Origin of the sequence: Bradyrhizobium centrolobii (assembly GCF_001641635.1) — a bacterium.
Lineage (GTDB): Bacteria > Pseudomonadota > Alphaproteobacteria > Rhizobiales > Xanthobacteraceae > Bradyrhizobium > Bradyrhizobium centrolobii.
Genome location: NZ_LUUB01000079.1, coordinates 355,528 through 378,367, shown reverse-complemented (window position 1 = coordinate 378,367; position 22,840 = coordinate 355,528). Strand labels below are relative to the sequence as shown.

16 protein-coding genes are annotated in these 22,840 nt (G+C 65.2%); 4 read left to right on the top strand and 12 right to left on the bottom strand.

The window, feature by feature from the left end:
* From AYJ54_RS28090 to AYJ54_RS28070, 5 genes are read right to left on the bottom strand one after another with little or no spacing between them, the layout of a single operon-like run.
* The gene (locus AYJ54_RS28090; RefSeq protein WP_063704032.1) at positions 1–741 is read right to left on the bottom strand and encodes a tRNA-uridine aminocarboxypropyltransferase; all 741 of its coding nucleotides are present in this window, start codon (positions 739–741) and stop codon (positions 1–3) included.
* 39 nt (positions 742–780) lie between these two features.
* Entirely contained in the window at positions 781–3,882 is a 3,102-nt protein-coding gene (locus tag AYJ54_RS28085) for an efflux RND transporter permease subunit (RefSeq protein WP_063704029.1), read from the bottom strand.
* The gene (locus tag AYJ54_RS28080) at positions 3,882–7,031 is read right to left on the bottom strand and encodes an efflux RND transporter permease subunit (protein WP_063704028.1); all 3,150 of its coding nucleotides are present in this window, start codon (positions 7,029–7,031) and stop codon (positions 3,882–3,884) included. The genes AYJ54_RS28085 and AYJ54_RS28080 overlap by 1 nt, the downstream gene beginning before the upstream one ends.
* A 36-nt stretch (positions 7,032–7,067) precedes the next feature.
* Positions 7,068–8,507 (bottom strand): efflux RND transporter periplasmic adaptor subunit, encoded by a 1,440-nt coding sequence (locus AYJ54_RS28075; RefSeq protein ID WP_063704026.1) that lies wholly within the window; start codon positions 8,505–8,507, stop codon positions 7,068–7,070.
* A complete protein-coding gene (locus AYJ54_RS28070; protein WP_136623971.1) occupies positions 8,497–9,981 on the bottom strand; it encodes an efflux transporter outer membrane subunit in 1,485 nt (494 codons plus the stop codon). The genes AYJ54_RS28075 and AYJ54_RS28070 overlap by 11 nt, the downstream gene beginning before the upstream one ends.
* Positions 9,982–10,843: 862 nt before the next feature.
* Here AYJ54_RS28070 and AYJ54_RS28065 point away from each other — a divergent pair.
* Both AYJ54_RS28065 and AYJ54_RS28060 read left to right on the top strand, forming a co-directional pair.
* Positions 10,844–12,073: an SAM-dependent methyltransferase gene (locus AYJ54_RS28065; RefSeq protein ID WP_063704280.1), complete on the top strand. Its 1,230-nt coding sequence runs from the start codon at positions 10,844–10,846 to the stop codon at positions 12,071–12,073.
* Between the two features lie 84 nt (positions 12,074–12,157).
* The gene (locus tag AYJ54_RS28060; RefSeq protein ID WP_063704022.1) at positions 12,158–13,192 is read left to right on the top strand and encodes a cysteine synthase A; all 1,035 of its coding nucleotides are present in this window, start codon (positions 12,158–12,160) and stop codon (positions 13,190–13,192) included.
* A 96-nt stretch (positions 13,193–13,288) separates the two neighbouring features.
* On the opposite strand, the gene AYJ54_RS28055 is transcribed toward AYJ54_RS28060, so the two are convergent.
* From AYJ54_RS28055 to AYJ54_RS28040, 4 genes are read right to left on the bottom strand one after another with little or no spacing between them, the layout of a single operon-like run.
* Positions 13,289–14,029 (bottom strand): amino acid ABC transporter ATP-binding protein, encoded by a 741-nt coding sequence (locus AYJ54_RS28055; RefSeq protein ID WP_063704020.1) that lies wholly within the window; start codon positions 14,027–14,029, stop codon positions 13,289–13,291.
* Positions 14,030–14,040: 11 nt separating this feature from the next.
* On the bottom strand, positions 14,041–15,561 hold the full coding sequence (locus tag AYJ54_RS28050) for an amino acid ABC transporter permease (RefSeq protein WP_063704018.1): 1,521 nt from the start codon (positions 15,559–15,561) through the stop codon (positions 14,041–14,043).
* Positions 15,558–16,763, bottom strand: a complete 1,206-nt coding sequence (locus AYJ54_RS28045) for an amino acid ABC transporter permease (RefSeq protein WP_063704017.1) — start codon at positions 16,761–16,763, stop codon at positions 15,558–15,560. Before AYJ54_RS28045 ends, AYJ54_RS28050 begins: the two co-directional genes overlap by 4 nt.
* Positions 16,764–16,781: 18 nt before the next feature.
* Complete coding sequence (locus AYJ54_RS28040) at positions 16,782–17,798, bottom strand: amino acid ABC transporter substrate-binding protein (protein WP_063704015.1); 1,017 nt, start codon at positions 17,796–17,798, stop codon at positions 16,782–16,784.
* A 381-nt stretch (positions 17,799–18,179) separates the two neighbouring features.
* Here AYJ54_RS28040 and metC point away from each other — a divergent pair, with 381 nt between their 5' ends.
* Together metC and AYJ54_RS28030 are read left to right on the top strand one after the other, a co-directional pair.
* The gene (gene metC / locus AYJ54_RS28035; protein WP_063704013.1) at positions 18,180–19,373 is read left to right on the top strand and encodes a cystathionine beta-lyase; all 1,194 of its coding nucleotides are present in this window, start codon (positions 18,180–18,182) and stop codon (positions 19,371–19,373) included.
* A gap of 133 nt (positions 19,374–19,506) precedes the next feature.
* Positions 19,507–21,198, top strand: coding sequence for a Na/Pi cotransporter family protein (locus AYJ54_RS28030; protein WP_063704011.1), 1,692 nt, complete (start codon positions 19,507–19,509; stop codon positions 21,196–21,198).
* Positions 21,199–21,244: 46 nt separating this feature from the next.
* Here the strand turns inward: AYJ54_RS28030 and AYJ54_RS28025 are convergent, their stop codons facing one another.
* The 3 genes from AYJ54_RS28025 to AYJ54_RS28015 are packed head-to-tail and all read right to left on the bottom strand — an operon-like array spanning position 21,245 to position 22,788.
* On the bottom strand, positions 21,245–21,715 hold the full coding sequence (locus AYJ54_RS28025; protein WP_082905886.1) for a DUF3592 domain-containing protein: 471 nt from the start codon (positions 21,713–21,715) through the stop codon (positions 21,245–21,247).
* A gap of 21 nt (positions 21,716–21,736) precedes the next feature.
* Positions 21,737–22,054: a lipid-A-disaccharide synthase N-terminal domain-containing protein gene (locus AYJ54_RS28020; RefSeq protein WP_063704007.1), complete on the bottom strand. Its 318-nt coding sequence runs from the start codon at positions 22,052–22,054 to the stop codon at positions 21,737–21,739.
* Positions 22,054–22,788 (bottom strand): glycosyltransferase family 2 protein, encoded by a 735-nt coding sequence (locus AYJ54_RS28015; protein ID WP_063704005.1) that lies wholly within the window; start codon positions 22,786–22,788, stop codon positions 22,054–22,056. The genes AYJ54_RS28020 and AYJ54_RS28015 overlap by 1 nt, the downstream gene beginning before the upstream one ends.
* Positions 22,789–22,840 lie beyond the last annotated feature (52 nt).

Genomic DNA, 22,840 nt, shown 5'->3' with positions numbered 1-22,840 from the left:
TCAGTGCCGTTTGCCACGCCGGAAGTCGCGCCGTCGGCCCTTGGGAGCTGGCTTGGGCGCGAGCTCCGGCATCTCCGCCTGCACCTCGCGATAGCGCGCCAGCATCCGCTCAAAACTCGCATGCAGCGTCTCGGCGATGTCGGGGCGCCGCTCGAGGCCGGCCAGGATCGTCGCGGCGGCCTCGATGGTCGAGAGACCGTCGCGGCGTGGCTCGCGGCGCAGGCGCCCGTAGCGCGAGGGGTGCGCCGGATTGAGGATCACGCGCTGGCATTTCAGCATCCAGGGATTGCGCCACCACAGCGCCTTGGCCTGGCTCCAGGTGCCGTCGAGCAGCACCACGCCTTCGAGCTTGCCCAGGATGGCGCGCTGGTTCTCCGCGACCTCACCCTTGCGGGTGAGCGCGACGATCTCACTCTCGGTCTCGAGATCGGCCGCGCGCGCCGAGCCGAGATAGAGCACGGCCCAGCGCGCGGCATTCTCGACCGGCCGACCCAGCGCCTTGGAAAGGCTCGGCCAGGACAGGCCGACCCGCACAGTCGCGTTGGCAAAGTGCTTCGCCGTCAGGCGCGCGGTGCCGAGCGCCCTGTCCTGCTCCTGCGGATGCTGGAGGATCAGGAGTCCAAGGCGGTTCTCAATCGGCGTGACGCTGTCGCAGATGCACAGCGGCATCGGCTTCTGGCAGTGCGGGCATTCGGGAAGCGGCTCGGCTGCTGCGGCCGCCGTGTCCTGTGGGTTCGACATGCCGCCGCTATACGCTGCGCGCGGCGCCTCAACAACCGCCTATTCCGCCGGCGCGGCAACCGCGCGCGGCTCGGAGCGGCGGCGCAGACGGTCGATCAAGAGGTAGATCACGGGCGTGGTGTAGAGCGTCAGGATCTGCGAGACGAACAGGCCGCCGATGATGGTGATGCCGAGCGGACGGCGCAGCTCGGTGCCGGGCCCGGTCGCGATCACGAGCGGAATGCCCGCGAACAGTGCCGCCATCGTCGTCATCAGGATGGGACGAAAGCGCGCCTGGCAGGCCTCGAAGATCGCCTCTGCCGAGGACAGGCCGCGCTGGCGCTCGGCGTCGAGCGCGAAGTCGACCATCATGATGCCGTTCTTCTTGACGATGCCGATCAACAGGATGATGCCGACAAAGGCAATCACCGTCAGCGGCGTGTTGGTGACCTGCAAGGCGAGCAGCGCGCCGAGCCCCGCCGAGGGCAGCGTCGAGATGATGGTCAGGGGATGGGCGAGGCTCTCATAGAGCACGCCCAGCACGATATACATCGCAACCAGCGCGCCGAGGATGAGCAGCGGCTGCCGGCCGCTGGTCCTGGCGAAATCGCCCGCGTTGCCATCAAAGCTGCCGCGAATGCCTTCCGGCATGTGCAATTCCTCGACCGCACGCTGGATGTTCTCCGTAGCGGCCTGGAGCGGCACGCCCGGCAGGAGATTGAACGACACCGTGGTCGAGGGGAATGACTGCGAGTGATAGACCGCGAGCGCGGCGAGTCCGCGCGTCGCATGCACCACGGCCGACAGCGGCACCTGCACGTCGTTGGCGCCGGCGACATAGATGCGATCGAGATTGGAGGGATCGACCTGGAATTTCGGATCGGTCTCCAGCACGATCATGTACTGGTTGCGCTGGGTGTAGATGATCGAGATCTGCCGCTGCGCGAACGCGTTGTTCAGCGCGTTATCGATGTCCTGCACGCGCACGCCAAGCCGCGAGGCGGCCTGACGATCAATCCTGAGCGTGAGCTGCAATCCGCCGGGGTCGCGATCGGCGGAAACGTCGGTGATGCCTTCGACCGTCTCCATTCGCTTGGCCACGATCGGCGCCCATTGCTGCAACAGGTCCAGATCGGTGCTCGACAGCGTGTACTGGTAGTTCGAGTCGCTCTGCCGTCCGCCGGCGCGGACGTCTTGCGCCGCGAACATGAACAGGCGGATGCCGGCGACGCGATAGAGATTGCGGCGTAAGCGATCGATGACAATTTCGGTCGAGACATAGTTTCGCTCGGCCGGCGGCTTCAGGCTGATGAACATGGTGCCGCGGTTGGAGGTGGCCGGGCCGGGCCCGCCACCGCCAAGGACCGAGCCGATGCCGGCGACAGCCGGATCGGCCATGACGATGTCGGCGAGCTGCTGCTGCAAGCCCAGCATCGACTGGAACGAGATGTCGGCGGAGGCCCGCGTCGCGCCGATGACGAATCCGGAATCGTCGGTCGGGAAATAGCCTTTAGGCACCTTGATGTAGAGCGTCACCGTGAGGCCGATCGTGGCGAAGAACACGAGCAGCGTCAGCAGCGGAAATTCCAGCACGACGCGTAAGGTGCGGGTGTAGAAGGCGACGATGCGCGACAGCGATCCCTCGATCATCCGGTCGAACAGCGTCGCGGTGCCAGAGGTGGTCTGCCGGATGTAGTGGGCGCAGATCATCGGCGTCACCGTGAGCGACACCAGGGTCGAGACCACGACCGCGAAGGTGAGCGTCAGCGAGAATTCGCGCAGCAGCCGGCCGACGATGCCGTCCATGAAGATCAGCGGCGTGAAGGCCGCGATCAGCGACAGGCTGATCGACACCACGGTGAAGCCGATCTGCCGGGCGCCTTCCTGCGCCGCCTGAAACGGCCGCATGCCATGTTCGAGATTGCGGAACATGTTCTCGATCATGACGATGGCGTCGTCGACTACGAAGCCGACGGAGATGGCAAGCGCCATCAGCGAGAGGTTGTCGATTGAGAAGCCGGCCAGCCACATGCCGGCGCAGGTGCCGGCGAGCGCAAGCGGCACCGAAATGCCGGCCGCAATGGTCGGCGTCAGGCGGCGCAGGAACACGAACACCACGACCATCACCAGGAAGGCGGTCGCCAGCAGCGTCCATTGCATGTCCAATACGCTGGCGCGGATCGTGCCGGTGCGATCGACCAGGGTGGAAACCTCGACACCAGCCGGAATCCATTGCTTCAGCTCAGGGATCAGCGCCTTGACCCGGTCGACGGTGTCGATGACGTTGGCGTCCCCCTGCTTGGTGATCTGGATCAACACCGCCGGCTGCTTGTTGAACCAGGCGATCGAGCGGGCGTTGCGGACGGAATCCTCGATGTCGGCGACGTCGGAGAGCCGGACAAAGTTGCCGTTCGCGCTCTTGATGACGATGTCGCGGAACTCTTTGGCCGTGCGCATCTGCCGGTTGAGCGACAGCGTCTCGCTCTGGCGGTCGCCGTTGAAGATGCCGACCGGACCGAGCGGGTTGGCGTTGATGATCGCGGTCCGCACGTCGTCGGTGGCGATGCCGGCATTCGACAGCGCCACCGGGTTGAGCTGGATCCGTACGGCCGGCTGGTCGGCGCCGCTCACCGTCACGTCGCCGACGCCCGGCACCTGCGAGATGCGCTGTGCGAGGACCGTGTCGGCGACGTCGTAGATCGCGCTGGCGGAAAGGGTCTTCGATGTCAGCGCCAGCACGAAGACCGGGGCGCCGGCCGTGTTCGCTTTCCGGAAGCGCGGCAGCGTCGGCAGGTCGCTCGGCAGGTCGACGAGCGAGGCATTGATGGCCGCCTGCACGTCACGGGCGGCCTTGTCGATGTTGCGGCCGATGTCGAACTGGAGCTGGATATTGGTCGTCCCCAGCGAGCTCGTCGAAGTGATCTGGTTGATCCCAGCGATCTCGCCCAGCCGCCGCTCCAGCGGCGAGGCCACCGTCGCCGCCATCACGGAAGGATCGGCGCCCGGCCGGCTCGCGGAGACGAAGATGGCCGGGAAGTCGACATTCGGCACCGAGGCGACCGGCAGGAACTCGTAGGCGACGACACCCAAGAGAAACAGCCCGATCGACAGCAGCGTGGTCGCGACCGGGCGGCGGATGAAGGGCTCCGAGATCGATGCCATCACTGCATCCCCTCGGTGGCGCCCGCGACCGGCGGGCCGCCGGATTCAGCCGGCGGCAGCGCCTGCTCGAGGCGGCGGTTGATGCGGTCGAGCGCCAGGTAGATCACGGGCGTGGTGTAGAGCGTCAACAGCTGGCTCAGCAGCAGGCCGCCAATGATGGAGATACCGAGCGGAAAGCGCAGCTCCGAGCCGGTGCCGCTTTCGATTGCGAGCGGCAGCGCGCCGAACAGCGCCGCCAGCGTCGTCATCATGATCGGGCGGAAGCGCAACAGGCAGGCCTGCACGATCGCATCGGTCGCGTCCATCCCCTGCCCGCGCTCGGCCTCGAGCGCGAAGTCGATCATCATGATTGCGTTCTTCTTGACGATGCCCATCAACAGGATGATGCCGATCAGGCCGATGACCGAGAGGTCCTGTCCGAACAGCACCAGCGCCAGGATCGCGCCGACACCGGCCGAGGGCAGCGTCGAAAGAATGGTGATCGGGTGGATGTAGCTCTCATAGAGCACGCCCAGCACGATGTAGATCGTGATGACAGCGGCGAGCAGCAACCAGGGCTGGCCGGCGAGCGCCTTGGAGAATTCGGCGGCGTCGCCCGCATAGACACCGACGATGCTGTTGGGCATGCCGATGCGGGTCTCGATCGCCTTCACCGCGTCGACCGCATCGCCGAGCGCCGCACCCGGCGCGAGGTTGAAGCTGAGCGAGATCGCCGGGAATTGCGCCTGGTGCGAGATCGCGAGCGGCGCAGTGGTGCGCGTCAGCGTCGCCACCGCCGACAGCGGCACCTGGGCGTTGGGCGCGCCGACGATGCTGCCCGCGGCGCCCGGCAGATAGAGCTTTGACAGGATCGAGGGATCGCGCTGGTACATCGGCAGCGCCTCCAGCACCACGCGGTACTGGTTGGCCTGGCCGTAGATGGTCGAGATCTGGCGCTGCGCGAAGGCGTCGTTCAGCGTGTCGGTGATGCCCTGGAGGCTGACGCCGAGTTGGCCGGCGCGCGTGCGGTCGACGTTGAGCTGCGCCCGCAGGCCGCCTTCCTGCGCCTCCGACGACACGTCCCGGAACAGGGGATCGCGCCGCATCTCCGCAACCAGCTTGCCCGCCCACTCCGATACCAATGTCGCATCGGTACCGGTCAGCGTGTACTGATATTGCGACCGGCTCGACTGGGTCGAGATCTGCACGTCCTGTACCGGCTGGAAATAGACGGTCATGCCGGGGATGCCGGCCACCCTCTGCTTCAGCCGGGTCACGACCACGCCGACATCGTCGCGCCGTCCGCCGCGGGGCTTCAGCGTCATGACGAGGCGTCCGACATTGGTGGTCGGGTTGACCGAGCCCGCGCCGATCACCGAGACGACGCCGGTTATATCCGGATCGGCCTTGATGGCGTCGGCGGCCTCGGCCTGCCGTTTCTGCATCTCCGCGAACGACACGTCCGGCCCCGCCTCCGTCACCGCCGTGATCGAGGCGGTATCCTGGAGCGGCAGGAAGCCTTTTGGCGCGACCACATAGAGAACCAGGGTCGCGATCAGCGTGGCGAAGGTCACGACCAGCGTCGCGCGCTGGCGCTCCAGCACCCAGAGCAGCGTCCTGTGGTAGACCTCGACGGTCCGGTCGATGAAGCGGCTGATCGCAGCCAATCCCGGCACCGCAAGCTCCTCATGGACGTGCCTGAGGAGGCGCGAGCACATCATCGGTGTCAGCGTCAGCGAGACCACCGCCGAGGTCACGACCGCAATCGTCAGCGTCAGCGCGAATTCGCGGAACATCCGTCCGACCAGGCCCGACATGAACAGAAGTGGAATGAAGACGGCGATCAGCGACACGGTCAGCGAGATGACGGTGAAGCCGATTTCGCTGGCGCCCTTGAGCGAGGCCTCCATCGCACTCTCGCCGTTCTCCATGTGGCGAACGATGTTCTCGATCATGACGATGGCGTCGTCGACGACGAAGCCGGTGCCGATGGTGAGCGCCATCAGCGACAAATTGTCGAGGCTGAATCCGGCAAAATACATGATGCCGAAGCTCGTGATCAGCGACAGTGGCAGCGCCACGCCCGCGATCAGGGTGGCCCGCAGCGAGCGCAGGAACAACAGCACCACGAGCGTCACCAGCACGACGCTGAGGATCAGCGTGAACTGCACGTCATGGACCGAGGCGCGGATGGTCTCGGTGCGGTCGGAAACGACCGTCAGGTTCACGCCGGCCGGAATGGCGCGCTGGACCTTGGGGATCTCGGCGCGGATCTGGCGCACCACGTCGATCACGTTGGCGCCGGGCTGGCGCTGGATGTCGATGATGACGGCCGGCGTGCCCTGATACCAGCCGCCGGTGCGGTCGTTCTCGAGGCCGTCGACGATCTGCGCGACGTCGCCGATCGTAACCGGCGAGCCGTTACGGTAGGCGATGATGATCGGCCTATAGGCGTCGGCCGCCGCGATCTGGTCGTTGGCCGCGATGATGTAGGATTGCTGCGCGCCGTCGAGCGAGCCCTTCGGACCCGAGACGTTGGCGTTGGCGATCGCGTTGCGCAGATCCTCCATGGCGATGCCATAGGCGGCAAGCCGGGCCAGATCCGCCTGGACGCGCACCGCTGGCTTCAATCCGCCGAGCACCGAGACCCGCCCGACGCCGGAAATCTGGCTCAGCCGCTGCGCTAGAATCGTGTCGGCGATGTCGCTCATCGCCCGCAGCGAGATCGTCTCGGACCGCAGCGCCAGGGTCATGACCGGCGCGTCCGCCGGGTTCACCTTGGCGTAGGTCGGCGGATAAGGCAGCGTCTTGGGCAGGACGCCGGCGGCAGCGTTGATCGCGGCCTGCACGTCCTGGGTTGCGCCGTCGATGTCGCGGTTGAGATCGAACTGCAGCGAGATCTGGCTGACGCCGAACGAGCTCGTCGAGTTCATCGCCGACAGCGACGGGATCTGCCCGAGCTGCCGCTCCAAGGGCGCGGTGATCAGCGAGGCGATCACGTCGGGGCTCGCTCCCGGCAACTGCGTCGTCACCTGCACGGTCGGGAAGTCGACCTGCGGCAGCGCGGAGACCGGCAGCGCGAAATAGCCGAGCGCACCGCCGATCAGCAGCGCGATGCCGAGCAGCGAGGTCGCGATCGGCCGGCGAATGAATGGTTCGGAGACGCCCATGAGACGCGCCTGCCGCTCAAGCGGCTGTTGTCGGGATCATGGCTGCTTCGCTCCACTTCCCGATGAGTCTGCCCCCTGCGCCGGTCCGGTCTGCCCCTTCTGATCGCCCTCGCCGTTCATCCGCTTGGCGCGGCGCTCCTGCCAGTCCTTGGCGCCGTCCGTGGACGGATGGTCCTTGCTTTGCCCATCCTTGGCCTGACCATCCTTGGCCTGGCCGCCCTTCTGCCCGTCATTGCCCTGCGGACCGCGCGAACGCTTGCGCGGGGCGAGATCGGCCGAGGGCGTCTGGTCATCGCGGCCGATGATAACCTTGGAGCCGTCGGACAAATTGGCGAAGCCCGTGGTAACGACCCGGTCGTTCGGCGACAGGCCGCTCGCGATCACCGCGTCATGCTCGTTCTGCTGCGTCACAGTCACGGGCTTGGCCGAGACGATATCGCCCTCGCCGATCACATAGCTGAAGGTCCCGACCGGACCACGCTGCACGGCGGATGTCGGCACCACCAGCGCCTGCGGCAGCGTCTCGACCTTGAGGCGGACATTGACGAACTGGCCCGGCCAGAGCTGGTAATGGGCGTTGGGGAATTCCGCCTTGAGCTTCAGCGTGCCGGTGGTCGGATCGACCTGGTTGTCGATGCCGGTGAGCTTGCCCGTATCGATCACCGTGACGCCGTCATTCCCGAACACGTCGACTGCGAGCGGACCCTTGGCGGCGGCCGCGTTGACGCGCATGATCTGCTGCTGCGGCAGGCTGAACCACACCGCGATCGGCTGGAGCTGCGTGATCACGACAAGGCCTGTCGCGTCGGCGGCGTGGATGATGTTGCCCTGGTCGACCTGCCGCAGGCCCGCTCGACCCGCCAGCGGCGCCACGATCTTGGTGTAGCTCAGCGTCGCCGCCGTGTTGTCGATCGCAGCCTGGTCGGCCTTGACCAGCGCCTCGGTCTGCGCGACCAGCGCGCGCTGCGTGTCGGCCTGCTGCTTGGAGCCGGCGTTGGAGGCGGCAAGCTGCTCGTAGCGCGTCAGATCGATGCGCTGGTTGGCGAGTTGGGCCTGGTCCTGCGCCTTCTTGGCGACGGCCTGGTCGTACTGCGCCTGGTAGATGGCGGGATCGATCTCGGCGAGCACATCGCCTTTCTTGACGTCCTGGCCCTCGGTGAAATTCACCGCGATCAGCTTGCCGTCGACCTGCGAGCGCACGGTCACGGTGTTGAGCGCGCGGATCGCGCCGACGCCGTCGAGATAGACCGCCACGTCCTGGATGCGGGGCGTCGCGGCCAGCACCGGCACCGGCAGATCGGGCCGCTGGTTGCGGCCATTGGCCTGCTGCTGCTGATGCATCGCGGTCCAGCCGACATAGCCGAGGCCGCCGAGAATCGCGATCGTGATCAGCGTCATGACGAAGCCGCGGCCGCGCGAGGATTTTTTCGCGATCCCCACCTTCGCACCTTCCTTCGTATCCGGCTTAAAGAGCATTGACCGGTTTCTCCATCCTCGGCTCCCAGCCGCCGCCGAGCGCCTGATACAGGCTGACGATCGCCAGCAGCCGCGCGAGCTGCGCCTGCCATAACGCATCTTCCGCCTGAAATAGTGTCTGCTGGACGTTCAGCACGGCCACGATGTCGGCCGTTCCAGCGCGCAACTGTTGCTCGGCAAGATCGAAGGCGCGACGCGACGACGCAACCACCTCGCGCTGCAGTTGCAACCTAATCGTCGTCTGCTTGATCGAATAGAGCGCATTGTCGACGTCGGCGAAGGACTGGACGATGGTCTTACGATAGGTCTGCAGCAATTCGTCCTGACGCGCCTTGGCGAATTCGAAATTGCCGAGGATCTTGCCGCCGTCGAAGATCGGCTGCGTCGCACTGCCGACGAGCTGGAAGAACGCAGCATGCGGCTGGAACAGTGAGGCCAGCGCCGAGCTCTGATAGCCGCCATTGCCGGTCAACTGGATGCTCGGGAAGAACTGCGCGCGGGCATTGCCGACATTGGCCGTGGCGGAAGCGAGCTGGGCCTCTTGCCGGCGGATGTCAGGCCGCTGCGTCAGAAGTTCGGACGGCAGGCCCGCGGTCACCTTGGGGATCGCGATCCGGTTCAGCGAGCCGCCCAGCACGCGCACGCTCTCAGGCGGCCGCGACACCAGCACGGCGAGCGCGTTGACGTTCTGGTCGAGCGTCTGCCGTAGCGGCGGCACCAGCGCTTTCTGGTTCCCAACCACGCTCTCCTGCTGCGCGACGTCGAGATCGGTGCCGGTGCCGGCTTTGCGGCGCTCCTTGATGGCATCGAGGATGCGTTGCGCACTCGCAATGTTGTTCTGCGCGGTCCGCAGGCGGTCCTGCGACGCCAGCACCTGGAAATAGGCGTTGGCGACGCTCGCGAGCGTCGTCAGCGCGACGACGTCACGATCGAAGCGGTTGGCATTGGCAGTCTCTTCCGCCGATTGCAGCGCGTCACGGTTCTGGCCCCAGAAGTCGAGCTGGTAGCTTGCGCTCAGCGAGGCCGAATAGTTGACGACTTCCCGGCCGCCAATGGAAAGACCCGAAGCGCTCGAGCCTGAGGTGCGCGAATAGCTTTCCGATCCGCTTCCCGACAGGCTCGGCAGCAGCGCCGCGCCCGCCTCACGCGCCTGGGCGTCGGCCTCGATGATGCGCGCGACTGCGGCGGCGATGTCGAGATTGACGGTCTGCGCCTCCTCCATCAGCTGCGTCAGCTCCGTCGAACGGAAGCCGCGCCACCAATCGAGCGCCGGCGGCGCGTCGGGCTTGCCGGCGTATTTGTATTTTGCGGGAACGTCGAGCGCGGGATCGGGGAGATCCTGGGTCAGCACGCAAGCCCCCGAACTGGCCGCGAGACACAGCACCACGACCCAGCGCGCCGCACGCAGCGTCCGGGAAACAGAACCGCAGGATCGCCGCGCGGCGACCGCTGGGACGCGCTGTGTCACATCCACCCCCCGCCGGGCAGATCGAACCGCCACCGCGCGGCCGGAATAACCGATTCGCGGCGGGACAGTCGGGAGCCTTTATGTAACTCGCTCACAGAGGTGATGCTTTCCTGGAACCTTAATTCCATACTACCCGGGCGCGGAACTGCGGGACAGTCCCGCAGCTGCGAAACGCACACATGCAGGGCAATATCTCCGGGCCGCGGAAATGCAAGTTGTGCCCATGCTGCAAGGGTTTCTCGCATTTCTGGGCCACGTGTAGCGGCGCCGAGCTTACCAAGATTTCATGTGATATTGCCGCCGCACCGGCACCGGAACGCCGAGGCCGGCCTCGTGCTCCACTGAAACCTGCGCCGCAGCGCACCGCACCTACTCTCGCCGTCCTACCTGTGGATGCTGACAGACATCCTCGAGTTCGGTCGGCAGATCGCCGACCTTCGCAATGGCCGTCTCGCCGGAGCTGCGCTCTACTTCGGCGCGGTGATGCATAAGCCGATCGGCCATCGATTCCGTTGTCGCATCATGAGCCTCTTGATTGATCTCGACCGGCTGCTCGGTGGCGGACGCCGCCAGGCGCTGACTTCACGCGCTGCGTTCGTTTCTTACGCGGCCGCTCGCGAGCTTCAAGGCGATGGCGGCGCCCCATTGGGAAGCGCTGCGGCTCCAGCTCAAGGGCACGTGGTTGATCACACGACGGAATGTCGCAGGGTAGAATCGCGACGAAACCATCTTGGCGGCCGACAAAACGCACGCCTATATTATGCGCCGCCGACCGTTTGGGGGCGCGCTCGGGTCCAGCGACAGAAGCCGGGATGGGGCGCGCCTGGCTGGCGGTCAGCCTGTGCCTGTTCAGGTGATGGATCCGTCGATGCCGAACGCCATCTCGGTGACTCCCGACAACGTGGAGACGGTGCTCGCCGACCTGCCGCGCATCGTACGTCTCGCGCTCACCTTCGGCTCGCGCCTGAGACGCGGGACGCTCGACGTCATCCTGCCCGATGGCCGCGTGATCCGGCTCGGCGGACTCGAGCCCGGCCCGGCCGCGGTCATGCGGCTGCACAATTACGGCTTCGCCGCGCGGCTCATCAACGCTGGCGACATCGGGATCGCGGAAGCCTATCTCGCCGGCGACTGGGACACGCCCGACCTCACGCAATTCCTCCTGGTGTTCTGCGTCAACCACGACCTGATCCAGGCCATGCTGCGCGACAAGCCGCTGATCCGCCTCGTCCAGGTGCTCCGGCACTGGTTCAACCGCAACACCCGCCGCCAGGCGCGCCGCAATATCCACGCCCACTACGACATCGGCAACGCGTTCTACTCGGCCTGGCTCGATCCCAGCATGACCTATTCGTCGGCGCTGTTCGAGGAGAGCACTACCGACCTCACGGCAGCGCAGACCAATAAATACCGCAAGCTCGCCGAGGCGCTCGACCTGCACCCGGGCCAGAAGCTGCTCGAGATCGGCTGCGGCTGGGGCGGCTTCGCCGAATTTGCCGCCAAGACTTTTGGTGCGCGCGTGGTTGGCCTGACCATCTCGACAGAGCAGCGCGATTTCGCGCAGAGGCGCATCCACGAGGCGGGGCTTGCCGAGAAGGTCGAGATCCGCCTCCAGGATTATCGCGACGAGCGCGACCGCTACGACCGGATCGCCTCGATCGAGATGATCGAGGCCGTCGGCGAGCAGTTCTGGCCGAAATATTTTGCACAGCTGCGCGACCGGCTGCTGCCGGGCGGCCTTGCCGGCATCCAGGCCATCACCATCCAGGACAAGCTGTTTCAGAGCTACCGGCGCGAGGTCGACTTCATCCAGCGCTACGTGTTTCCCGGCGGCATGCTGCCCTCGCCGGCCGTGCTCAAGTCGCTCGGGGACAAGTTCGGGGTTCCCGTCATCCGCGAGCGCATCTTCGGGCAGGATTATGCCAAGACGCTTGCCTCGTGGCGAAATAACTTCCGCGCGGCGTGGCCGGGCCTCGTGCCGCTCGGCTTCGACGACCGGTTCCGGCGGCTCTGGGAGTACTATCTCTCCTATTGCGAGGCCGGCTTCCTGTCCGGGAATATCGACGTCCGGCAGGTCATCTTCGCAAAGCAGCAATAAGAGTTCGAAGCCTCGGCTTGTATGGCGTGCGGCCCTCCTTTAGGGTCGCCCACCAATTGCGAAACCGACCGGTAAGTGCCTGACATGACCATTCGAAATGACGTTGTCGAAGCCATCGGCGACACCCCGCTCATCAAGCTCAAGCGCGCCTCGGAAATGACCGGCTGCACCATTCTGGGCAAGGCCGAGTTCATGAATCCCGGCCAGTCGGTGAAGGACCGCGCCGGCAAATGGATGATCCTGGAGGCGGAGAAGCGTGGCGATTTGCGCCCCGGCGGTCTCGTGGTGGAATCGACCGCCGGCAACACCGGCATCGGCCTTGCCGTCGTGGCGAGCGGGCGCGGCTACCGGACGCTGATCGTGATCCCTGAGACGCAGAGCCAGGAGAAGAAGGATTTTCTGAAGCTGTGCGGCGCCGAGCTCATCGAGGTGCCGGCCCTGCCCTACGCCAATCCCAACAGCTACCAGCATGTCGGCCGGCGGCTCGCCGACGAGCTCCGCAAGACCGAGCCCAACGGCGTGCTGTTCGCCGACCAGTGGAACAATCTCGACAATGCGAAGGCGCATTATGAGTCCACGGGGCCGGAGATCTGGGAGCAGACCGGCGGCAAGGTCGACGGCTTTGTCTGTTCGGTCGGCACCGGCGGCACGCTCGCCGGCGTTAGCCGTTATCTGAAAGAGAAGAACAAGAACGTCAGGATCGCCTGCGCCGATCCGCACGGCGCCGGCATGTACGAGTATTTCAGAACCGGCGAAGCCAAGGCGACGCCGGGCGGCTCGATCACCGAGGGCATCGGCCTCAACCGCGCAACCGCGATCGTGGAGACCGCGAAGGTCGACGATTCGTATCTCATTCCCGACGCCGAAGCCGTCAGCGTGATCTACGAGCTGCTCCAGCACGAAGGACTGTGCCTCGGCGGCTCGACCGGCATCAACATCGTCGGCGCCATGCGCCTCGCCAAGCAGCTCGGCCCGGGTAAGACGATCGTCACCGTGCTCTGCGATTCCGGCAGCCGCTATCAGTCAAAGCTGTTCAATGCCGACTTCATGCGCGCCAAAAATCTCCCCGTGCCGGAGTGGCTGGAGAAGCGCAGCAACATCAAGCCGCCGTTCGTTTAAGTCGAGACGATTGCGGCCGCTCGTCCTAGGCGTGGCGGTCGCCGCTCGGCCAGACACGGCGCGAGAGCGCCTTTGACCACCCTACGGCAGCCCGCTTCAGCGCAAGATCTGGCTCAGGAACAGCTTTGAGCGCGCGTGCTGCGGGTTGGCGAAGAATTCACCGGGCGTATTGGCTTCGATGATCTGGCCGGCATCCATGAACACGACGCGGTTGGCGACTTCCTTCGCGAAGCCCATCTCGTGGGTGACGACCAGCATGGTCATGCCCTCCCTGGCGAGGTCGACCATGGTGTCGAGCACCTCCTTGACCATTTCGGGATCGAGCGCCGAGGTCGGCTCGTCGAACAGCATCACCTTCGGATTCATCGTCAGCGCCCGGGCGATCGCGACGCGCTGCTGCTGACCGCCCGACATCTGACCCGGAAACTTGTTGGCCTGGTGCGGGATCTTGACCCGCTCCAAAAACTTCATGGCGGTCGCTTCGGCGTCCTTCTTGGGGATGTTGCGCACCCAAATCGGCGCCAGCGTGCAGTTGTCCAGCACGGTGAGATGCGGGAACAGGTTGAAACTCTGGAACACCATGCCGACCTCGCGGCGCACCGCATCGATGTGCTTGAGGTTCGGCCCGAGCTCGATGCCGTCTACGACGATCTCACCCTCCTGGAATTCCTCGAGCGCGTTGATGCAGCGGATCAACGTCGACTTGCCCGAGCCCGAGGGGCCACAGATCACGATGCGCTCGCCCTTCTTGACCTCGAGGTCGATGTCGCGCAGCACGTGAAACTCGCCGTACCACTTGTTGAGACCGGAAATCTTGACGATTTGATTGTCTGACATGGTGAGCTCGATCAGTTGCGACGGTGGGCGTTGAGACGGTGCTCGACGAAGAGCGAGTAACGCGACATTCCAAAGCAGAAGATGAAATAGATGATGCCGGTGAAGGCGAAGCCCGTAAACGCGGTCGACGGCGTTGTCCAGACCGGGTCGGCGAACGAGGCCCGCAGCGAGCCCAGCAGGTCGAACAGCGCGACGATCGAAACCAGCGAGGTGTCCTTGAACAGTGAAATGAAGCTGTTCACGATGCTCGGGATGACGTGGCGCAGCGCCTGCGGCAGCACGATCAGCGAGGTCGTCCGCCACCAGGAGAGCCCGAGCGCCGCTGCGGCCTCCGATTGCCCGCGGGGGACCGCGGCGAGCCCGCCGCGGACGTTCTCGGCCTGATACGCGCCGGTGAACAGGGCAACGCCGATCAGCGCGCGCACGAGGCCATCGACCGTGAAATTGCCGGGCAAAAACAGCGGCAGCATGTAGGTCGCGAAGAACAGCACCGTGATCAGCGGCACGCCGCGCCAGAACTCGATGAAGGTGATCGAGAATATCCGGATCAGCGGAATGGTCGAACGTCGGCCGAGGGCAAGTGCGATGCCGATCGGCAGCGAGGCCACGATGCCGGTGATGGCGATCACCAGCGTCACCAGGAGCCCGCCCCAGAGCCGGGTATCGACGATGGGCAGGCCGCCATGATCGAGGTCCATCAGCTTGATCACCGCCGCAATGCTCGCGAACGTGGCGATGCCTGTGACCAGCGCCCGCGGCCCGGTCCGCATGCCGCCGCCCAGCACGAACAGGATCGCGCACACGATAATGGCGGTGACGACGAAGTCGATCCAGACGGCCTGGCCGGAAGCCTGAAGCTGATCGCTGAGCCAGGTCAGCGGGAAGATCACCCAGGAGATGACGGTGCCGAGCAGGACGATAAGATTGCCAAGCGCCCAAAACAGCGGGCCTATGGCCGAGCTCCTGCTGAGATTGACCAGCACCTGGCCGGCGCCGCTGATGCTGTCATCGAAGAGTTGGAGCAGGCCGGCCGCCCAGCTCACGCCAAAGCCCTTGATACCGCCGCCGTGGAGCAGGAAGAACGCGACGACGGGAAAGGCGAGGAAGAACAGACCCGAGTTCACGCCCTTTGCAGGCAGGCGCGGAATGAGCAGCGGCAGGAGCAGCACGGCGCCGAGGGCGAAGGTCACGTTCACGCGCCACCGCGCCGCCTCCGGATAGAAGCCGTAGATGAGCTGGGTGAACTTGGCCTGGATATAGGGCCAGCACGCGCCGACCGGGTGCCCGGCGTTTTCCGCAAGACAGGCCGTGCGGTCCTTGCCTGTCCAGACCGCGTCGACGAACAGGAACTGGAAAGCCGGGATGACGGTGTACCAGAGCAGCAGCAGGCCGAGGATCGTGAGCAGGATGTTGGTCGGCGAGTTGAGGAGGCGCGTGCGCAGGAAGCCGACGAATCCCGTGGTCTTGACCGGCGCCGGGCGTTCCGGAACCAGATCCTGCCTGACGAAGGACGACGCAGTGATGTCGGTCATGCGCCCAGGCTCCGGTTGAGGCGCCAGCCATAGACGCTCATGATCGCGCTGGTGACCAGCGAGATCAGGAGATAGACGGCCATCGTCGTCGCGATGATCTCGATCGCCTGCCCGGTCTGGCTCAGCGCGGTGCCGGCCCAAACCGAGACGAGGTCAGGATAGCCGATCGCAACCGCGAGCGACGAGTTCTTGGTGAGATTGAGGTACTGATTGGTCAGCGGCGGCACGATCACGCGCATGGCCTGCGGCACCACGATCAGCCGCAGCGTCGCACCGCGGCTCAGCCCCAGCGAGGAGCCCGCCTCCATCTGGCCCTTGTGGACCGACAGGATGCCGGCGCGCACGATCTCGGCGATGAAGGCGGCCGTATAGGTCGACAGTGCCACCGTCAGCGCCACGAACTCAGGAATGACGCGCGTGCCGCCGGCGAAATTGAAGCCCTTGAGCTGCGGCAGTTCGAGCGTGAAGGGCAGACCGAAGATCGCCATCGTGATCAACGGCAGCCCGACGAGGAAGGTCAGCACATAGGGCCAGATATGGATCATCTGGCCGCGCTGGAACAGTGCCCGCCGCGCGTAGATGCGCAGCGCCAGCGAGGCGACGATGCCGAGGCCAAGGATCGCCAGAAACGGCTCCAGGCCCGCCTCGCCGATCGGTCGCGGAACGATCATGCCACGATTGTTGAGGAAGGCCGCGCCCAGGATCGAAATGCTCTGCCGCGGTCCCGGCAGTGCGGCAAGCACGGCGAGGTACCAGAACAGGATCTGAAACAGCAGCGGCAGGTTGCGGATGGTCTCGACATAGATGCCGCCGACCCGCGACAACAGCCAGTTCGGCGAGAGCCGGCACAGCGCGACCACGAAGCCGATCACGGTGGCGAAGACGATGCCGATCACAGAGACCAGCAGGGTGTTCAGGAGGCCGACCACGAACACCCGCATGTAGGTGTCAGAGCCTGAATAGGAGATCAGGCTCTGACTAACGTCAAAGCCCGCATTGTTGGTCAGGAACCCAAATCCCGCCGCGATGTGCTGGGTCTCCAGGTTGGCGCTCGCATTGGCCACGATCTCGTAGGCAATCCAGGCCAGGATCGCGGCGAAGGCGATCTGCACGGCCACGCCATTCCACCCAGCCTTGCCGCCGAGCGCACGCTTCAGCTTGAGGACATACTGCCGTGGCGGGTTTCGGGGCTCGATGCTCACGGCCGCCTGCTCATTTGGTCAGCGGATCGGCGGCGCGTACTGTATACCGCCTTTGTTCCAGAGATTGTTGATGCCTCGGGCAATACCAAGCGGCGAGCCGGTACCAACATTGCGATCGAAGACTTCGCCGTAGTTGCCGACCGACTTTACGATCCGCACGACCCAGTCCTTCGTCACACCGAGCTGTTCGCCGAGATTGCCATCGGTGCCGAGCACCCGCTTCAGTTCCGGCTTATCGGATTTGGCCATCTCATCGACGTTCTTCTGGGTGATACCCAGTTCTTCCGCGGTGATCATCGCGAACAGCGTCCATTTCACCAGATCGAACCATTGATCGTCGCCGTGGCGCACCATCGGCCCGAGCGGCTCCTTCGAAATGATTTCCGGCAGCACGATATGATCGGCCGGGTTCGCGAGCTTCAAACGACTGGCATAGAGCCCGGACGCATCGTCCGTGAAGGCATCGCAGCGCCCGGATTCGTAGGCCTTGATCGCTTCATCGATGGTGCCGAACGCGATCACCTCGTACTTCATGTTGTTGGCCTTGAAGTAGTCGGCGAGGTTCAGCTCGGTCGTGGTGCCGGTCTGCACGCAGACCGAGGCGCTGTTCAGTTCGAGCGCGGAATTGACCTTGAGCGACTTCTTCACCATGAAGCCCTGCCCGTCATAATAAGTCACGCCGGTGAAGTTGGCGCCGAGCGAAGTGTCGCGCGAGATCGTCCAGGTGGTGTTGCGCGACAGCACGTCGATCTCGCCGGATTGCAGCGCGGTGAAGCGGTCCTTGGCCGACAGCGGCACATATTTGACTTTGGTCGTATCGTTGAAGATCGTGGCCGCGATGGCGCGGCAGACGTCGACGTCGATCCCGGTCCAGTTGCCCTTGTCATCGGGGGACGAAAAGCCCGGCAGACCCTGGCTCACGCCGCAGGACAGCATGCCCCGGTCCTTGACGGTCTTGAGCGTTTGCGCGTCGGCAGACTGGGCCGTCAGGCCCCCGGCAAGAGCAAGAGTGAGAGCCAGAGTTACGCGTTTCATGGGCTGGAGCCTTTCAAAGTCTTCTCAAGGTCAGGAATGTTGTCTCAGGATCATCTCTGCGAAGGCTGTCCTTGCAAGAGTCATGCTGGGAAGCTTTGCCGAACACCCGCCCATCCTGGAGGGCCACACCTTAATCCCCGCCGCAGGCGCCTGCCGTTGTGGCTATGGCGCTTGGTCCGGTCAGGCGATGGATCGAAGGTCGCGGCAGGCCCCTCAACATGCGGCGACTGAATAGCACCTGCGCATTTACAGAACGACTGGCGAGCCGGGTCAAGGGGTTGACGGGACTCTTCTGTGTTCTGTTATTAACGGGCCGCGGTCTCCCGCCGGCCCGGGGGCGCGACGCGCGTCTTCGCAGAAACAAACATTGGAAGCAGACGCATGGATTCTTCGCAGGGCGGTGCCCCCCTTCCGCAACATGCCGACACCCGGCTGGTGACCTCCGGCCGCGACACCAAGGCGCAGAAGGGGTTCGTCAATCCGCCGGTGGTCCACGGCTCGACCGTGCTCTATCCGACCGTCGAGGACCTGCACGCCCATCGCGGCGAGTTCCAGTACGGCCGTCACGGCACCCCCACCACCAAGGCACTCCAGGAGACGCTGATGGCGCTGGAGGGGCCGCAATGCGCTGGCGTCGGCATCGCGCCTTCGGGGCTGGCGGCGATCAGCACCACCCTGCTCGCCGTGCTGAAGGCCGGCGATCACCTCCTGGTCTGCGACAACGTCTATCGCCCCTCGCGCAACTTCTGCAACGGCCTGCTCGCCCGGTACGGCGTCGAGACCACCTATTTCGACCCGCTGATCGGCGCGGGAATCGCGGCGCTGTTCAAGCCCAACACCCGTGCGGTGCTGGTCGAGGCGCCAGGCTCGCAGTCCTTCGAGATGCCCGATATTCGCGCCATAGCAGAGGTCGCGCATGCGCGCGGCGCGCTGGTCATCGACGACAACACCTGGGCGACCCCGCTCTATCACCGCTCGCTCGACCAGGGCGTCGACATCAGCATGCAGGCCGCCACCAAATATATCGGCGGCCACTCCGACATCATGTTCGGCACGATCTCCGCCAACGCCAAGGCCTGGCCGCTGGTGGCCGAGACCATCCGCCTGCTCGGCGTCTGCGCCGGGCCCGACGACGTCTTCCTCGCGCTGCGCGGGATGCGCACGCTGTCGGTGCGGCTTGCGCAGCACCACCGCTCGGGGCTCGAGATGGCGCGCTGGCTCGCGACGCGGCCCGAGGTCGCGCGCGTGCTGCACCCCGCGCTCGAAACCGATCCGGGACATGCGATCTGGAAACGCGACTTCACCGGCGCCTCCGGCCTGTTCAGCATCGTGCTGAAGCCCGCGCCGCAAGCCGCTGTCGACGCCATGCTCGATACCGTAAAACTGTTCGGCATGGGCTATTCCTGGGGCGGCTTCGAGAGCCTCGTGATTCCCTTCGACTGCGATAGCTATCGCACCGCGACCAAGTGGTCGCCGGGCGGGCCGACGCTGCGGCTCCACATCGGGCTCGAGAACGTCGACGACCTCAAGGCTGATCTGGAGCGTGGCTTCGCTGCCCTCACGGCGGCAATGTGAGCCTGCGGGCGAGGCATCGCGCCTGCGGAACGCGCAGCCGCCGCAGGCGTTAAGGCCGACGCGCCAACAAATGGTTTGATGCGCAGTCGTTTGGCGCTAGCCTGATCCTCCGACTCCAATCCGGATACGGAGCATGGGAACGTTGGTTCTGCTCGATCTGATGGGCGGCGTGGCGCTTTTGCTGTGGGGCCTGCACATGGTCCACAGCGGCATCTTGCGCGCCTTCGGCCCGGACCTGCGGCGGCTGCTCGGCAAGGCGCTGAGGAATCGCTTCAGCGCCTTTGCCGCCGGCCTCGGGCTCACCGCCTTGCTCCAGAGCAGCACGGCGACCGCCCTGATCACCAGCTCGTTTGCGGCCGAAGGCCTCGTCAGCCTCGCCGCGGCGCTCGCCATCATGCTCGGCGCCAATGTCGGCACGACGCTGATCGTGCAAGTGCTGTCGTTCAATATCGCGGCGGTCGCGCCGGTGCTGTTCGTGCTCGGTCTCGTCGCCTTCCGCTCGGGCCCGCGCTCGCGGATCAAGGATATCGGCCGTGTCTCGATCGGTCTCGGCTTGATGCTGCTGTCGCTGCATATCCTGCTCGACACCCTGGCGCCGGCGGAGAACGCACCCGGCGTGCGCGTGGTGATGTCGGCCATCACGACCGATCCCGTGCTCTGCATCGTAATCGCGGCGCTTATCACCTGGGCCGTGCATTCGAGCGTCGCCAGCGTGCTCCTGATCATGTCGCTGGCATATTCGCAGTTCATTTCACCTTACGCCGCCCTGGCGCTGGTGCTCGGCGCCAATCTCGGCAGCGCCATCAATCCCGTGTTCGAGGGGGCCCGGCGCGACGATCCCGCGAGCTATCGCCTGCCGGTCGGCAATCTCGTCAATCGCGTGATCGGGATCGTCCTCGTATTGCCTTTCCTGACCGCGATCGCCGGGCACATGCATGCCTGGCAGCCCGATCTCGCCAGGATGACGGCGGCCTTCCACATCGCCTTCAACGTCGGAACGGCCGTCATCTTCATCGGCCTGCTCGATGCGATGTCGCGCCTGCTGACCTGGCTCCTGCCCGATCGCGCGCAGGAGGCGGACCCGGCCCGGCCGCGCTATCTCGACGAGAGCGCTTTGGAGACGCCGTCACTCGCGCTCGCCGACGCCGCGCGCGAGACCTTGCGCATGGGCGATCTCGTCGAGGTGATGCTGCGCAAGGTGATGGCCGCGATGATGACGGGCGACCGCGCGCTGGTCGACCAGGTCTCGAAGATGGACAACGCCGTCGACGGCCTCGACGAAGCGATCAAGCTCTACGTGACGAAACTGACCCGCGGCAGCCTCGACGAGAGCGAGGGGCGCCGCGCGATGGAGATCATCTCCTTCGCCATCAATCTCGAACATATCGGCGACATCATCGACAAGAACCTGAGCGAGCTCGCCACCAAGAAGATCAAGCGACGCTTCCAGTTCTCGCTGGAGGGGGCTGACGAACTCGCCGCGTTCCACAAGCGCACGATGGATTCGCTGCGGATCGCTTTCGGCGTTTTCATGTCGGGCGATGCGAACGAGGCACGGAAGCTGCTCTTGGAGAAGACAGCGCTGCGCAACACCGAACTCGCCGCCGTCGAGCGCCATCTCGACCGCCTGCGCGAGGGCCGCCCCGAGACCATCGAGACCACGTCGCTGCATCTCGACGTGCTGCGCGACCTGCGCCGCATCCACTCGCATATCTGCTCGGTCGCCTATCCCGTGCTGGATGCCGCCGGCGAGCCCTATCGCAGGAACGAGGCAGATCAGGCCGTCCTCCCCGCCTCCGGCGCAGCGTCTGGCGTGCCGCGCTAATCAACAGCGCTCGGCGTACGCCGAGCGCCCTCTGCTGCCGCCAGCGCTACCGCACCGCCTTCAGCCGGCGCCGAAGAAGAATTGCCCCTCCCGAGAGAAGCAGACCGGTGCAGCAAAGCAGGATCGGGGCGATCCACAAGGTCAGGAACGATACCAGGCGCGCATCTTCGGGCCGTTGCGGATCATAGATAATCCTGACCCGCTCGCCGTCGAAATAGGGCTGGTCGGTCGAGCCCGATGTGGACGTGAACGTCATTGAGCGGCCGTCGGTCGTCACGAACTGAAACTTCGGATAGAGGAACGTCCCACCATGATTTCCGCCCGTTCGCGCGACGGCCCCCACGAAACGCCCTTCCGCCTGCTCGGCTCGCGCAAGAAACGCGGCGGTGCTGCCGGCCTCGGAAAGGCCAAGCCCGAGCAACAGCAAGCCGACCAGAAGGGTTGACGCGAACAGAACAACCGACAGTTTGTTCATGCGTCGAACCTTCGAGCTCAACCGTCTTGCGACAGCCTCCATCCGATCGATGTCACCAGAGCTTCAGTCGCTCGCGACCGGCGCCCTGCCGTTCAGGATGATGAAGTAGACGTTACGGAAATAGACGATCAGGCCGAACGCCTGTCCGGCGATGAACACGGGATCGCGGCGGTAAAGCGCATAGATCAGGAGCAGCACGCCGCCGCCGATCGAGAAGAACCAGAACGCGACCGGCACGACGCTCTTGCGCGCGCGCTCGGAAGCGATCCACTGCACCAGGAAGCGCATGGTGAAGAAGGCCTGGGCAATGAAGCCGAGCGCGACCCAGGCGTCGAATTTCACGATGAAGACATCGTGCAGGTAGTTCAGCAGGCTCGTCATCAAAGCGTTACCTCGGTCACCTCGGGTGTCGGCTTCTTGCGGCGGATCAGCCACCACACGCCGGCGAGATCCATGATCCCGATCCATAGCCGGTCGAAGAAGCCGTAATTTGACACGCCGGAACGGCGCGGCCGGTCGATCACGTCGACATAGGCAATCTCGTAGCCTTCACGGCGCATCAGCGCCGGCAGGAAGCGGTGCAGCCCGTCGAAATAGGGCAGCAACAGGAAGACATCGCGCCGGAATGCCTTCAACCCGCAGCCGGTGTCGCGCGTACCGTCATTCAGGATGGAACTGCGGACGCCGTTGGCAATGCGCGACTGGAGCTTCTTGAATCCGGTGTCCTTGCGCCCGACCCGCTGGCCCGCGGCGAGCCCAACCCGCACGCCCTTCTCGACCGCCGCGATCAGGTCCGGTAGGAACGCCGGATTGTTCTGGCCGTCGCCGTCGAGCGTCGCGACGATCGCACCGCGCGCTGCACGCACGCCGCTGCGTACCGCTGCCGACTGTCCGGTCGATTTGGCATGACGAAGCTGACGCAGATTCCCGCGCTGCTTCATGATCGCAGCGAGACGCTCGCCGGTCGTATCGGTCGAACCGTCGTTGACGTAGATGATCTCGTAGGCCCAGCGGCCATCGAGCGCCGCGGTGATCTCCTCGATCAGCGGCGCAATGTTGTCGGCTTCGTTGCGCACGGGAACGACAATGGAAACCGAGGGCTGGGACGACGACAAATCGAAAGCTCGTGGTTGGAATTGGCCTGCCCCGGGGAACCGGCATCCCCGG

Excerpts from the sequence above, each read along its gene's own strand:
- AYJ54_RS28090 (WP_063704032.1), bottom strand. The coding sequence starts at position 741 with ATGTCGAACCCACAGGACACGGCGGCCGCAGCAGCCGAGCCGCTTCCC.
- AYJ54_RS28085 (WP_063704029.1), bottom strand. The coding sequence starts at position 3,882 with ATGGCATCGATCTCGGAGCCCTTCATCCGCCGCCCGGTCGCGACCACG.
- AYJ54_RS28080 (WP_063704028.1), bottom strand. The coding sequence starts at position 7,031 with ATGGGCGTCTCCGAACCATTCATTCGCCGGCCGATCGCGACCTCGCTG.
- AYJ54_RS28075 (WP_063704026.1), bottom strand. The coding sequence starts at position 8,507 with ATGCTCTTTAAGCCGGATACGAAGGAAGGTGCGAAGGTGGGGATCGCG.
- AYJ54_RS28065 (WP_063704280.1), top strand. The coding sequence starts at position 10,844 with ATGCCGAACGCCATCTCGGTGACTCCCGACAACGTGGAGACGGTGCTC.
- AYJ54_RS28060 (WP_063704022.1), top strand. The coding sequence starts at position 12,158 with ATGACCATTCGAAATGACGTTGTCGAAGCCATCGGCGACACCCCGCTC.
- AYJ54_RS28055 (WP_063704020.1), bottom strand. The coding sequence starts at position 14,029 with ATGTCAGACAATCAAATCGTCAAGATTTCCGGTCTCAACAAGTGGTAC.
- AYJ54_RS28050 (WP_063704018.1), bottom strand. The coding sequence starts at position 15,561 with ATGACCGACATCACTGCGTCGTCCTTCGTCAGGCAGGATCTGGTTCCG.
- AYJ54_RS28040 (WP_063704015.1), bottom strand. The coding sequence starts at position 17,798 with ATGAAACGCGTAACTCTGGCTCTCACTCTTGCTCTTGCCGGGGGCCTG.
- metC (WP_063704013.1), top strand. The coding sequence starts at position 18,180 with ATGGATTCTTCGCAGGGCGGTGCCCCCCTTCCGCAACATGCCGACACC.
- AYJ54_RS28030 (WP_063704011.1), top strand. The coding sequence starts at position 19,507 with ATGGGAACGTTGGTTCTGCTCGATCTGATGGGCGGCGTGGCGCTTTTG.
- AYJ54_RS28025 (WP_082905886.1), bottom strand. The coding sequence starts at position 21,715 with ATGGAGGCTGTCGCAAGACGGTTGAGCTCGAAGGTTCGACGCATGAAC.
- AYJ54_RS28020 (WP_063704007.1), bottom strand. The coding sequence starts at position 22,054 with ATGACGAGCCTGCTGAACTACCTGCACGATGTCTTCATCGTGAAATTC.